The following is a 12,267-nucleotide window of genomic DNA, read 5'->3' on the forward strand; positions in this document are numbered from 1 at the left end:
GCCGCCCTCCCGCAGCCCGCCCCGGCCCCCGGGGCGGGCTTTTCTCTGCCCGGATGTTTTACCGACAGCCTGTCGGTAAACTTATCGACAGCAGGTCGGCAAACCGAGGAGAGCCCATGGAGCCGTTCTCGTCCCTCATCCGCACCGCGTCCCACGAGCAGCACGTGGAGGCGGAGACGTCGACGTTCATGAGCGACCTGCTCGGCGGCCGGCTGGGCGTGACCGCGTACGCCCGCTACACCGAGCAACTGTGGTTCGTGTACGAGGCGTTGGAGAGCACGGCCGAGCGACTGGCGGCGGATCCGGTGGCGGGGCCGTTCGTACGCCCCGAGTTGTTCCGGCTGGCCGCGCTGGAGCGGGACCTGGCGCATCTGCGGGGGTCCGGGTGGCGAGCGGGACTGAGCCCGCTCCCGGCGACGCGGGCGTACGCGGACCGGGTGCGGGAGTGCGCCGAGCGCTGGCCGGGCGGGTACGTCGCCCACCACTACACCCGCTACCTCGGCGACCTCTCCGGCGGGCAGATCATCCGCGACCGGGCGGAGAAGGCGTGGGGCTTCGCCCGGAAGGGCGACGGGGTCCGCTTCTACGTGTTCGAGGGGATCGCCAACCCGGCGGCCTTCAAGCGTGACTACCGGGGCCTGCTGGACGGCGTCACGGCGGACGACCTGGAGAAGCAGCGCATCGTGGCGGAGTGCAGGCAGGCGTTCGCGCTGAACACCGCCGTCTTCCGGGCCCTGGGCGAGGAGTTCCCGCTGAGCGCCTAACGCTCCAGAAAGACCCGCCCGCCGATCTCCACCCACCCGTGCGGCTGAGGCGCCGCGAGGATCTGGGACCCCTTGCCCTGCGTGATGTTCAGCGCCCGGCCGAGCCGGTCGGTGAGCAGCAGCGCCGCCGCACCGGTCGCCTCGTCCTCCTCGATCCCGTCACCACGCCCGGGGAAGCCGCGGGCGCGAATCCGGCCGGCCGCCTCGTCCTCCCACGCCCAGGCATAGACCCACTCACCGGGCGGCGGCACGTCGAGGGCGTCGACCTCGGCGGCGGTGGAGTACTGACGCAGGGTGCGCGGCGGCGCCCACTCCGCCCGGGCCTCGATCCAGCTGAACTCGCCGTCCAGCCGGGCCCCCACCACCCCGGCGGGCGTGACCAGTTCGGGCACGTCCAGCAGCCAGGCCGTGCCTACACACGGGTGCCCCGCGAAGGGCAGACGCAGGGTGGGGGTGTAGATGTCGATCACCCCGCGCTCGGGGTCGTCCACGAACACGGTCTCGCTGAAGCCGAGTTTCGCGGCCAGCTCCTGCCGCTCACTCCGCTCGGACAGCACCGACCCGTCCCGGACGACACCGAGCTCGTTGCCGTAGCCGCCGTTCGGCGCACAGAACACACGGAGCACGTCGTAATCAGTCACTCCGGAATTGAAACATCGCGACACGAGCGAACTCACCCTTGACCATCCCTTTACCTCCCCTTGGTATCTCTTTTGAGACGTCGAGATCAAGCCGTGCCTGTGAGATTTTCACCAGAGCTGAATCACGACCCGGGCGGGTAGTGGTGAGGTAAGCCTCATGTAAGTTAGGGCAGCCTCACCACACCGTTCCCGCTTGGAGCCTGCATGCGAGCCGTCCGACTCACCGTCACCGCCGCCGCCACCGTGGCCGCTCTGACCGCCCTCTCGGCGTGCACGGCGAAGAGCGACGCCAAGGACGGTGACGCGATCCAGGTGACCGCCGCCGACTCGAAGTGCGAGACCTCCGCCAAGTCGGTCCCGGCCGGGCAGGTCACGCTGAAGATCGAGAACAAGGGCTCGAAGGCCACCGAGGTCGAGATCCTGTTCCCGGACGACCGGATCGTCTCCGAGAAGGAGAACATCGGGCCGGGTACGAAGTACACGCTGACGGCCGAGGTGAAGGCCGGCTCGTACGAGATCGCCTGCGTGCCGGGCATGAAGGGCAAGGGCGTCCGGCAGAAGCTCACGGTCACCGGCTCCGGCAAGGCGGCCCAGCGCGACCCGCAGCTGGACAAGGCGGTCGCCGACTACCGCGCCTACGCCCAGCAGCAGGCCGACGACACGCTGCCGCTCGTCGAGACCTTCGTGAAGGCGGTCAAGGACGGCGACATCGAGGCCGCCAAGAAGGCGTACGCCCCCTCGCGCCTCGGCTGGGAGCGCACCGAGCCGGTCGCCGAGTCCTTCGGTGACATCGACCCGAAGGTCGACGTCCGCGAGGACGGCCTGGAGGACGGTCAGAAGTGGACCGGCTGGCACCGTCTGGAGAAGGCCCTCTGGGCGGACAAGAAGATCGGTGCCGAGGAGAAGACCCTGGCCGACCAGCTGGTGACCGACCTGAAGGACTGGCAGGGCCGGGTCGGCAAGGCCGAGATCACCCCGACCTCCATGGCCAACGGCGCCAAGGAGCTGCTCGACGAGGTCGCCACCGGCAAGGTCACCGGCGAGGAGGAGCGCTACTCGCACACCGACCTGGTCGACTTCAAGGGCAACGTCGAGGGCGCGCAGAAGTCGTACGAGCTGCTGAAGCCGGTCGCGCAGAAGAACGACGCCGCGCTGGCCACCGAGCTGGACAAGCAGTTCGCGGCGCTGAACACGCTGCTCGACAAGTACCGCTCGGACAAGAACTCGTACGACTTCACCTCGTACGACAAGGTCGGCAAGGGCGAGCAGAAGCAGCTCTCGGACGCGGTCAACGCCCTCGCGGAGCCGCTGTCCAAGCTCGCCGCCGCGGTTGTGAAGTAAGGGGAGACGCGTCATGACCGAGACCCCGGAAAGCCAGGACGGCCAGGAAAGCCAGGACGGCCAGGGCGGCTCCTCCCCCTCGCGCCGGACACTGATCGGCTGGGGCGGTGCCGGCCTCGCGCTCGGTGCCGCCGCGGCCGGCGGCGCCGTGGCGGCGGCCAGGGCGGGCAACGACGTGGAACCGGCCGGCGCCGAGGTGGGCGCCGCCGTGGAGTTCCACGGCGCCCACCAGGCCGGCATCTCCACGCCGGTTCAGGACCGGCTGCACTTCGCCGCGTTCGACGTGAAGACCGAGGACCGCGCCGAGTTCGTCCAGATGCTGAAGGACTGGACCGAGGCCGCGCGCCGGATGACCGCCGGGAAGGCGGTCGGTGAGGGCGCGTACGGCGGACTCGCCGAGGCGCCGCCGGACGACACCGGTGAGGCCCTGGGCCTGAAGCCCTCGCGGCTGACGCTCACCATCGGCTTCGGCCCCTCGTTCTTCGACAGGTTCGGGCTGTCCGGCAAGCGGCCCGAGGCGCTGGTCGACCTGCCCAAGTTCCCGGGCGACAACCTCGATCGGACCCGCACCGACGGCGACCTGTGCGTCCAGGCCTGCGCGGACGACCCGCAGGTCGCCGTGCACGCCATCCGCAACCTGGCCCGCATCGGCTTCGGCAAGGTCGCCATCCGCTGGTCCCAGCTCGGCTTCGGCAAGACCTCCTCGACGACTCCGGACGCCCAGACGCCCCGCAACCTCATGGGGTTCAAGGACGGCACCCGCAACATCGCGGGCACCGAGACGGACCGGCTGAAGAAGTTCGTGTGGGTCGGCGAGGGCGACGGCACGAAGTGGATGACCGGCGGCTCGTACCTGGTCGCCCGGCGCATCCGGATGAACATCGAGACCTGGGACCGGACCTCGCTGCAGGAGCAGGAGGACGTCTTCGGCCGCGACAAGGGCGAGGGCGCCCCGGTAGGCAAGGCCAAGGAGCACGACAAGCCGTTCCTGAAGGCGATGAAGCCCGACGCGCACGTGCGCCTCGCGCACCCCGACGCCAACAACGGGATCACGATCCTGCGCCGCGGCTACTCCTTCACCGACGGCACGGACGGCCTCGGCCGTCTCGACGCGGGCCTGTTCTTCCTGGCCTACCAGCGTGACGTGCGCAAGGGGTTCATCCCGCTGCAGCGGCAGCTGTCGGCCAAGGACGCGCTCAACGAGTACATCCAGCACGTGGGTTCGGCCGTCTTCGCCGTCCCGCCCGGCGTCCGGGACAAGGACGACTGGTGGGGCCGCACGCTGTTCTCCGAGGAGGCGTAACCGGTGTTCTCCAACTACCTGATCGGCCTGCGCGAGGGCCTGGAGGCGTCGCTCGTCGTCTGCATCCTCATCGCCTACCTGGTCAAGACGGACCGCAGGGACGCCCTGAAGCCGATCTGGATCGGCATCGGCATCGCGGTCGCCATCGCGATGGGCTTCGGCTGCGCCCTCGAATTCGGCTCGCAGGAGCTGACGTTCGAGGCACAGGAGGCGCTGGGCGGCTCGCTGTCCGTCGTCGCCGTCGTCCTGGTGACCTGGATGGTGTTCTGGATGCGGCGCACCGCCCGGCACCTGAAGTCCGAGCTGCACGGCAAGCTGGACGCGGCCCTCGCCATGGGCACGGGCGCGCTGGTCGCCACCGCGTTCCTGGCCGTCGGCCGGGAGGGCCTGGAGACCGCCCTGTTCGTGTGGGCCTCGGTGCACGCGGCGAGCGACGGCACCCCGCGCCCGCTGATCGGCGTGGCCCTGGGCCTCGCCACGGCGGTCGTCCTCGGCTGGCTGTTCTACCGGGGCGCGCTGAAGATCAACCTGGCGAAGTTCTTCACCTGGACCGGCGGCATGCTGGTCGTGGTCGCGGCGGGCGTGCTCGCGTACGGCTTCCACGACCTGCAGGAGGCCAACTGGATCCCGGGCATCCGGGACCTGGCCTTCGACATCAGCGACACGATCGAGCCGGACAGCTGGTACGGCACGCTGCTGAAGGGCGTGTTCAACTTCCAGCCCGACCCGACCGTGGTCCAGGTCACGGTGTGGCTGCTGTACTTGGTCCCGACACTCGCGATCTTCCTCGCCCCGGTAGGGTTCGCCTCCGGGAAGGGGAAGGTGAAGGCACCTCATGACCAGGGAACGCAGCCGTCGAAGGCTCCGCAGGCGTGACCGGAACGCGCTCATAGCGGTCTCACTGTCCGTCATGTCACTGACGGCGAGCGGATGTGTGGTGGTGCACGGGGAGCGCGAGATGCTTCCCGCCACCACCCGCGCCGAGGCCGCCAAGGCGCTCACCCAGTTCACGGACGCGTACAACAGGGCCGACAAGGCCTATGACCGCTCCCTGGACGAGGACCACGTCACCGGCGCCCTCGCCGACATCGACGGCGCCCGGCTGAAGGCCGGGCACGCCAACAGCCCGTCGGGCAACGCACATCATGTGCAGCTCACGCTGACGGACGCCCGTTTCACGATCCCGAAGAAGGCGGGCTGGCCGCGCTGGTTCGTCGCGGACGCCAAGGGCAACCTGGGGAGCAGCAACGCCCGTTGGCTGCTGGTGTTCACCCGCGACGGCCTCGGCGATCCGTGGCGGGTGGCCTATCTGACGCTGGTCGCGGCCGGTGACGTACCGCAGTTCAAGAAGGACGAGGACGGCTGGGCCGAGGCCGTGCCCGCCGACTCCACGCAACTGGCCGTGCCGCCCGCCGATCTGAGCAAGGGCTACGCGGCCTATCTGAAGAACGCCGGCCCGGTGTTCGCGGACGGCCGGTACACCAGCGGCCTGCGCGCGGACCGCAAGAAGCAGACGACGAAGCCCGGCCTGGTCCGGCAGTACATCGACGAGCCGCTGACCCACGGCGACTACGCGCCGCTCGCGCTGCGCACGGCAGACGGCGGGGCGCTGGTCTTCTTCACCACGCACCACTACGAGAAGCAGACCGCCGCCGCGGGCACCTCCGTGCCGACCCCGAACAAGGACGTGCAGGCCCTGACCAAGGGCGAGATCAAGCAGTCGCTGACCCTGGAGATCATCTCCAACGAGGCCGCCCTCGACCCGGCGGGCAGCGGCCCCGTGTCCGTCCTGGGACGGGTGCAGGGCCTGACGGCGGCACAGGGCGAGTAGAACGCCCCAAAGGGGCGCGGGGCTGTATCGATCATGCGGCTCCGCCGCGTGGGCACGACCAGCCACAACGGACCCGCAGCCGCCCGACGGTCTGCCGCGGCACCCCGCGAGCGCCCGCCTCGCCCCCGCGGAGCGCTCAGTGCCGCAGCGGCCAGGCGGTGCCCGCGTGGTCGGCCTCGGTGCCGGCGTGGCGGGCGCAGGCGTCCGTGAGCGCTTCCAGCAGGCTCAGCGGGTCGGTCAGCGCGTGCTCCGGGCCACGGACCCAGCGCACCTGCTGGTCGTCGCCGGGCAGCCGCGCGGGCGGTACGAGGACGTAGGAGCCGCGGCAGTGCCAGCGCAGCCCCGGGTGCTCGTCCATGGTCTCGGGGTGGCAGTCAAGCGCGCAGGGCCACCACTCGTCCTCGTCCTCGGGGGTGCCCCGGGTGAGGGTGAAGAACAGCATGCGGCCGTCGTCGCTCTCGGCGACCGGGCCGACCTCCACACCGTCGCCGAGGAGGCGGTCCAGCGCCTCCCGGCCGGCTTCCAGGGGCACGTCGAGGACGTCGTGCACCATGCCGGTGGCGGTGATGAAGTTGGCCTGCGGCTGGTGCCGGGCCCAGCGCTCGATCTGCGCGCGGTCCGTCGTGGACTGCGTCTGCCAGGCGAACGACACCGGGTGCCGGGCCGGGGTGGGACAGCCGACGCGGTCGCAGGAGCAGCGGTAGTCGGGGGCGGGGTACGCGGCGGGCGCCAGGGGCAGTCCCGCCGCGGCGGCGGCGAGCAGCAGGGCCTCACGGCCGTCGTCGCCGACGGCGGCGGTCTCCTTCGGACGGCGTCCGCGCAGCCACTGGGAGAGTCTGCCCTGCCGGCCGGTCCGGCCGCCGAACGTCCCGCTCATCTAGCTCCTCAAACTCGTGGTCGCCTCGCTGATGTGCGGACAGCATGCCCTATCGTCCCATCTTCCAATGCTTCGGGGGGCCGGAGCGGCGATCCGGAGGAACCGGACGAGACGCGCCTCACAGCACCTCAGCGGGGGGTGAGTCCGTACAGGGCGTAGTCGACCAGGGCGTCCGTGTAGGCGTACGAGATCGGCCCGGTGTGCTGCAGCCAGCGCTGGGCGAGCGGTGAGACGAACAGCTCCAGCGCGATGCGCGGGTCGACGTCGGGGCGCACCGCGCCGCTGTCCTGCGCGGAGCGCAGCCGGTCGACGTACAGCTGGAGCTGGGGTTCGAGGAGCTTGGTGACGAACTCGCGGCCGAGCTGTTCGTTGACCACGCCCTCGGCGGCCAGCGCGCGGCTGGGTGCCTCGAAGCGGGGGTCGTACAGCTGGTCGACGGTGAGCCGCAGCACCGCCCTGAGGTCGGCGGCGAGATCGCCGGTGTCCGGGATGACGTAGGGCTCCTGTCCCGCCGCCCGGGCCGCCTGCTCGCCGAGGTCCACGAAGGCCTCCATCAGCACGTCCGCCTTGGACGCCCACCAGCGGTAGATCGTCTGCTTGCCGACCCCGGCACGGGCGGCGATCCCCTCGACCGTGGTCTTCGGGTATCCGACCTCGGCGACCAGTGCGAGGGCGGCCTCGTAGATCGCTCTGCGGGACTTCTCACTGCGGCGGGTGGCGTCGGGGGCGGGCTTCTTGACCATGGGGTGACGTTAACAAGCCCCGGCCGGCCGGGCGGTCGGGTCCTCCGGCGGCCACGCGTCGCCCCAGTCGGCGTCCCGAGCCGCCTTGTAGAGGTCGCCGTGGCGCTTGGTGACCGTGGTGCGGCGCAGTTGCTCGTCGGCCTCGCACAGGTCGAGGAGCACCTGGCCCTTGCGGATCTGCGGTCGCCGGACCACCCGGGCGGGGGCGGGCGCGGCGGGCAGCCGGGTGGCGGCGACGTAGCTGAACTTCTCGTCCTCGTACGCCAGGGAGCCGCCCTTGACCTGGCGGTGCAGGGAGGAGCGGCTGACCCGGGCGGAGAAGTGGCACCAGTCCGTGCCGGGCACGATGGGGCAGGCGGCGCTGTGCGGGCAGGGCGCGGCGATGCGGAACCCGGCGCGGACGAGGCGGTCGCGGGCCTCGATGACCCGGGCGTAGCCGGCGGGGGTGCCGGCTTCCACGATCACGACGGACTGCGCGGCGGCCGCGGCCGCGTCGACGAGGGCGGCGCGGTCGGCCTCGGCGAGTTCGTTGAGGACGTACGAGACCGTGACGAGGTCGGCGCTGTCGAGGGTGAGCGCCGTGCCGATCCGGGCCCGCTGCCAGCGGGCGTCCCGCAGCGCGGGGTTGGCTTGGGCGATCTCCCGGCCGAGGGCGAGTGCGGGCTCGGCCCAGTCCAGCACGGTGACGCGGCGCTCGCCGGGCCAGGTCGCGGTGACGGCCCAGGTGGCGGCGCCGGTGCCACCGCCGACGTCGACATGGCTGCCGGGCGTCCAGTCGGGCACGGCGTCCGCGAACGCCTCCAGCGCCGAGCGGACCGCCTCGAAGGTGGCCGGCATGCGGTAGGCGGCGTACGCGGCGACGTCGGCGCGGTCGCGCAGGATCGGGGCGTCGGTCGGGGTGGCCCCGCGGTAGTTGGCGATCAGCCGTTCCACGGCGCCGGCGGCTTGCGATGGCGGTAGCCCCGCGAGCAGGTCGGCAAGGGTGGCGCGGAGTTGCTCGGCCGGGCGTACGGGGTCGTTCACCCGGCGATTCTACGGCGCCCGGTGCCGGTGCCGGCCTTGCTGGGGGTTCCGCCCCCCGGACCCCGGCCCATGCCCACCCGCCACCCGTCCCGGTCGGCTGGAAAGGCACCGCCACGGGGTCCGGCTCGGGCCGCCGGGAGGTGCGCTTCAGACCACCGCTCTCGCCAGACGCGTGGCCACAGCCGCCCTGGGCCGGCTGTCCGGCGGCCTGCGTACGGGATGCACGGTGTTCGCCAGCAGCACCAGGAACGTGTCCGTCGCCGGGTCGAGGACCAGCGAGGTCCCCGTGAACCCCGTGTGCCCCGCCGCTCCCCTGCCTGCCAGCTCGCCCATGAACCACGGCTGGTCCAGGCCGAAGCCCAGGCCCGGCGGGGTGAACAGGAGTTCCACGAAGTCGGGGCCGAGGACGCGCGCGGGACCGTACCCGCCGCCCGCGAGCAGGGCGCGGCAGAAGACCGCCAGGTCGTGGGCGGTGGAGAAGAGGCCGGCGTGGCCCGCCACCCCGCCGAGCGCCCAGGCGTTCTCGTCGTGGACCTCGCCGCGCAGCATTCCACGGTCGGCCTTGGCCCAGGGCCGCCGTTGGTCCTCGGTGGCCGCCGCGCCGGGGCAGGGGCCGAAGGCGGTCGCCGTCATCCCGAGCGGGCGGGTGATGCCGTCCTCGATCAGGACGTCGAGGGGCCGGCCCGTGATCCGCTCCAGGACGAACTGGAGCAGGATCATGTTCAGGTCCGAGTAGAGGTGGCGGCCGGGCTCGGACGTGGGGGCCTCCGCGCGGAGCATCGCGAGGCGGGCGGTGGCGTCCGGGCAGTCGTACAGCGGGAGTTCGGGGCGCAGCCCGGAGGTGTGGGTGAGCAGCTGCCGTACGGTGACGCCGTGTGCGGCGGCCGCGGTGAACTCGGGCAGGTAGGCGCCGATCCGGGCGTCCATGCCGAGGGTGCCGCGCTCGATCTGCTGCACGGCGGCGACGGACGTGAAGAGCTTGGTGAGGGAGGCCAGGTCGAACGGGGTGTCGACGGTCATCGGGACCCGGGCGGCGGGCGGCAGTTCGACGCCGGTGCCGGTCCCGGGGTCGTAGGAGGCGTAGCGGACCGCCCAGCCCGCGGCCTCGGCCACGGCGATCACGGGCCCGCGTCCGGCCATGAGGACGGCACCGGCGGCCCAGGGGCGAGCTCCGGTGGTGAGGGCGAGCACCTCGCCGGCCAGGTGCCCGAGTTGCCCGGGGTCGAGCCCGGCGCGTTCGGGTGTGCCGGCGCGCAGTCTGGGTGCGCTCAGTTGTCCTCTCCCTCCGACCCCGCACGGGTGTTCCAGGGACGGCACATTCCCACGAAGCAGGCCGCCGCTACCAGTGCTCCCGCCAGTTGGACGATCGCCATGGGCACGGCGGTGTGCTCCCCGGCGACGCCGACGAGCGGCGAGGCGACCGCTCCGACGAGGAAGGAGGTGGCGCCGAGCAGGGCGGAGGCGGAGCCCGCGGCGTGCCGGGTGCGCAGCAGGGCGAGGGTCTGGGCGTTGGGCAGGGTGATGCCCATCGCGGACATGAGGACGAACAGGGCGGCGGCGATCGGCGCCAGGCCGACCTCGCCGAAGGTGCCCGCGGTCATCAGCAGCAGGGCGGTCGCGGCGAGCACGATGATCGCGAGGCCGGTGCCGAGCACCTTGTCCAGGCTGACCCGGCCGACCAGGATCCGGCCGTTGACCTGCCCGGCGATCATCAGTCCGACCGAGTTGACGCCGAAGAGCAGGCTGAAGGTCTGCGGGGAGGCGCCGTAGATCTCCTGGACGACGAAGGGGGAGGCGGATATGTAGGCGAACAGCGCGGCGAAGGCGAAGCCGCCGGCCAGCATGTAGCCGGTGAAGGGCAGGTCGGCGAGCAGGCCGCGCATCGAGCGCAGCGCCTGCCGCACTCCCCCGCCGGGCCTCCCCCGCTCCCGGCTCCGCTCGAGCGCGGGGACCCCCGTGGCGGGCGGCAGGGTCTCGGGCAGCCGCAGCCAGACGAGGGCGGCGAGCGCGGCTCCGACCACGGTGAGGACGACGAACACGCCCCGCCAGTCCGTCACCCGGAGGATCTGCCCGCCGATCAGGGGCGCCACGATGGGCGCGGCCCCGGAGATCAGCATCAGGGTGGAGAAGAAGCGGGCCATGGCCACACCGTCGTAGAGGTCGCGTACGACGGCCCGCGCGATGACGATGCCGGCCGCGCCCGCGAGACCCTGGGCGAGCCGGAAGGCGACCAGCGCCTCGACGGTGGGCGCGAGGGCGCACAGGGCGGTGGCGACGAGGTAGACGGCGAGGCCGGTGAGCAGCGGACGGCGGCGGCCCCAGCGGTCGCTCATCGGGCCCACGACCAGCTGCCCGAGCGCCATGCCGGCCAGGCACGCGGTGAGGGTGAGCTGGACGGTGGCGGCCGAGGCGTGCAGGGAGCGGGTGACCGCGGGCAGGGCCGGGAGGTACATGTCCATCGCCAGCGGGGGTGTGGCGGTGAGGCCGCCGAGGACGAAGGTGACGAGCAGACCGGTGCGGCGGGTGGCGGCGGCCGGTACGGGTGCGGTGGTGGACTGGCGCTCCGTTTCCGGTGTCGGTGCCGCCGCGTGCTCGGGCATGTGTCCCTCCCTCTCCTGCTGGATCGGCCTCTATGCTCGCAGCTCGTACACACTGCCGTGGCACAGATGAACGAGGGCGGGGCGGGATGGCGGAGCAGAGCGTGCGGTGGGGGATCCTGGCGACCGGCGGGATCGCGGCCTCGTTCGCGGCGGACCTGGTGGACCTGCCGGACGCGGAGATCGTGGCCGTGGCCTCGCGCAGCCGGGAGTCGGCCCGGGCGTTCGCCGAGCGGTTCGGGGTCACGCGGGCGTACGGCGACTGGGAGTCCCTGGCCGCGGACCCGGACATCGACGTGGTGTACGTCGCCACCCCGCACTCGGCGCACCGGGCGGCGGCCGGGCTGTGCCTGACGGCCGGGCGGAACGTGCTGTGCGAGAAGGCGTTCACGCTCAACCTCCGCCAGGCCGAGGAACTGGTGGCGCTGGCGAAGGAGCACGACCGCTTCCTGATGGAGGCGATGTGGATGTACTGCAATCCGCTGGTCCGGCGGCTGACGGCGCTGGTGGCGGACGGCGCGATCGGCGAGGTGCGCACGGTGCAGGCCGACTTCGGTCTCGCGGGTCCCTTCCCGCCGGCGCACCGGCTGCGGAATCCGGCACTGGGCGGCGGGGCACTGCTGGACCTCGGGGTGTATCCGGTGTCGTTCGCCCAGTTGCTGCTGGGTGAGCCGGACGAGGTCGCGGCGCGGGCGGTGCTGTCCGACGAGGGCGTCGACCTCCAGACGGGCGCGCTGCTGTCCTGGGAGAGCGGGGCGCTGGCCTCGGTGCACTGCTCGATCGTCGGCGGTACGGGGGTCACCGCCTCGGTGACCGGTTCGCGCGGCCGCATCGACATCCCGTCCGGCTTCTTCCACCCCGACCGCTTCGTACTGCACCGCGACGGCCATGACCCCGAGGAGTTCACCGCCGATCCCGCCGACGGCCCGCGCACCAGCCTGCGGCACGAGGCCGAGGAGGTCATGCGGGCACTGCGGGCGGGCGAGAAGGAGTCACCGCTGGTGCCGCTGACGGGCAGCCTCGCGGTGATGCGGACGCTGGACGCGATACGGGAGCGGATCGGGGTGCGGTATCCCGGGGAGGCGCGCGGGGAGGCCGTGGCCACCGTCACCGGGTAGTCGTATGGCGGACATTGCATTCCGTATCC

At 72.2% G+C, this 12,267-nt stretch carries 12 protein-coding genes; 6 read left to right on the forward strand and 6 right to left on the reverse strand.

The annotated features are described in order from the left end of the window. Nucleotides 1-116 precede the first annotated feature (116 nt). Nucleotides 117-764, forward strand: a complete 648-nt coding sequence (locus FB157_RS02860; protein ID WP_145875542.1) for a heme oxygenase (biliverdin-producing) — start codon at nt 117-119, stop codon at nt 762-764. On the opposite strand, the gene FB157_RS02865 is transcribed toward FB157_RS02860, so the two are convergent. Continuing rightward, nucleotides 761-1,405: a PhzF family phenazine biosynthesis protein gene (locus tag FB157_RS02865; RefSeq protein WP_145875544.1), complete on the reverse strand. Its 645-nt coding sequence runs from the start codon at nt 1,403-1,405 to the stop codon at nt 761-763. The genes FB157_RS02860 and FB157_RS02865 overlap by 4 nt on opposite strands. 204 nt (nt 1,406-1,609) lie before the next feature. Between FB157_RS02865 and efeO the strand changes: the two genes are divergently transcribed. Genes efeO through FB157_RS02885 form a run of 4 tightly spaced genes read left to right on the forward strand, consistent with a single transcriptional unit; the run spans nt 1,610 to nt 5,880 of the window. Then, on the forward strand, nt 1,610-2,746 hold the full coding sequence (efeO, locus tag FB157_RS02870) for an iron uptake system protein EfeO (RefSeq protein WP_145875546.1): 1,137 nt from the start codon (nt 1,610-1,612) through the stop codon (nt 2,744-2,746). A 13-nt stretch (nt 2,747-2,759) separates the two neighbouring features. Then, on the forward strand, nt 2,760-4,049 hold the full coding sequence (efeB, locus tag FB157_RS02875; protein WP_145875548.1) for an iron uptake transporter deferrochelatase/peroxidase subunit: 1,290 nt from the start codon (nt 2,760-2,762) through the stop codon (nt 4,047-4,049). Nucleotides 4,050-4,052: 3 nt separating this feature from the next. Continuing rightward, a complete protein-coding gene (gene efeU / locus FB157_RS02880) occupies nt 4,053-4,925 on the forward strand; it encodes an iron uptake transporter permease EfeU (RefSeq protein WP_145875550.1) in 873 nt (290 codons plus the stop codon). Beyond that, nucleotides 4,885-5,880 carry a hypothetical protein gene (locus FB157_RS02885; RefSeq protein WP_145875552.1) on the forward strand — a complete coding sequence of 332 codons (996 nt, stop codon included), beginning with the start codon at nt 4,885-4,887 and terminating at the stop codon, nt 5,878-5,880. Before efeU ends, FB157_RS02885 begins: the two co-directional genes overlap by 41 nt. A 136-nt stretch (nt 5,881-6,016) precedes the next feature. Here FB157_RS02885 and FB157_RS02890 read toward each other — a convergent pair whose 3' ends face one another. From FB157_RS02890 to FB157_RS02910, 5 genes are all read right to left on the reverse strand, one after another. After that, complete coding sequence (locus FB157_RS02890; RefSeq protein ID WP_145875553.1) at nt 6,017-6,757, reverse strand: bifunctional DNA primase/polymerase; 741 nt, start codon at nt 6,755-6,757, stop codon at nt 6,017-6,019. 128 nt (nt 6,758-6,885) lie between these two features. After that, nucleotides 6,886-7,500 (reverse strand): TetR/AcrR family transcriptional regulator, encoded by a 615-nt coding sequence (locus FB157_RS02895; protein ID WP_145875555.1) that lies wholly within the window; start codon nt 7,498-7,500, stop codon nt 6,886-6,888. A gap of 9 nt (nt 7,501-7,509) precedes the next feature. After that, entirely contained in the window at nt 7,510-8,523 is a 1,014-nt protein-coding gene (locus tag FB157_RS02900) for a small ribosomal subunit Rsm22 family protein (RefSeq protein ID WP_145875556.1), read from the reverse strand. A 147-nt stretch (nt 8,524-8,670) separates the two neighbouring features. After that, nucleotides 8,671-9,840, reverse strand: a complete 1,170-nt coding sequence (locus FB157_RS02905; protein WP_186581307.1) for a serine hydrolase — start codon at nt 9,838-9,840, stop codon at nt 8,671-8,673. Further along, nucleotides 9,792-11,123, reverse strand: a complete 1,332-nt coding sequence (locus tag FB157_RS02910; RefSeq protein WP_145875558.1) for a multidrug effflux MFS transporter — start codon at nt 11,121-11,123, stop codon at nt 9,792-9,794. The genes FB157_RS02905 and FB157_RS02910 overlap by 49 nt, the downstream gene beginning before the upstream one ends. An 86-nt stretch (nt 11,124-11,209) precedes the next feature. Here FB157_RS02910 and FB157_RS02915 point away from each other — a divergent pair, with 86 nt between their 5' ends. Then, the gene (locus FB157_RS02915) at nt 11,210-12,238 is read left to right on the forward strand and encodes a Gfo/Idh/MocA family protein (protein ID WP_186581308.1); all 1,029 of its coding nucleotides are present in this window, start codon (nt 11,210-11,212) and stop codon (nt 12,236-12,238) included. Nucleotides 12,239-12,267: the final 29 nt, after the last annotated feature.

This window comes from Streptomyces sp. BK340 (genome assembly GCF_007827595.1).
Lineage (GTDB): Bacteria > Actinomycetota > Actinomycetes > Streptomycetales > Streptomycetaceae > Streptomyces.

Bases quoted from the DNA above. Each gene is read 5' to 3' on its own strand.
- FB157_RS02910 (WP_145875558.1), bottom strand. From the start codon at position 11,123: ATGCCCGAGCACGCGGCGGCACCGACACCGGAAACGGAGCGCCAGTCC.
- FB157_RS02885 (WP_145875552.1), top strand. From the start codon at position 4,885: ATGACCAGGGAACGCAGCCGTCGAAGGCTCCGCAGGCGTGACCGGAAC.
- FB157_RS02915 (WP_186581308.1), top strand. From the start codon at position 11,210: ATGGCGGAGCAGAGCGTGCGGTGGGGGATCCTGGCGACCGGCGGGATC.
- FB157_RS02895 (WP_145875555.1), bottom strand. From the start codon at position 7,500: ATGGTCAAGAAGCCCGCCCCCGACGCCACCCGCCGCAGTGAGAAGTCC.
- efeB (WP_145875548.1), top strand. From the start codon at position 2,760: ATGACCGAGACCCCGGAAAGCCAGGACGGCCAGGAAAGCCAGGACGGC.
- FB157_RS02890 (WP_145875553.1), bottom strand. From the start codon at position 6,757: ATGAGCGGGACGTTCGGCGGCCGGACCGGCCGGCAGGGCAGACTCTCC.
- efeO (WP_145875546.1), top strand. From the start codon at position 1,610: ATGCGAGCCGTCCGACTCACCGTCACCGCCGCCGCCACCGTGGCCGCT.
- FB157_RS02860 (WP_145875542.1), top strand. From the start codon at position 117: ATGGAGCCGTTCTCGTCCCTCATCCGCACCGCGTCCCACGAGCAGCAC.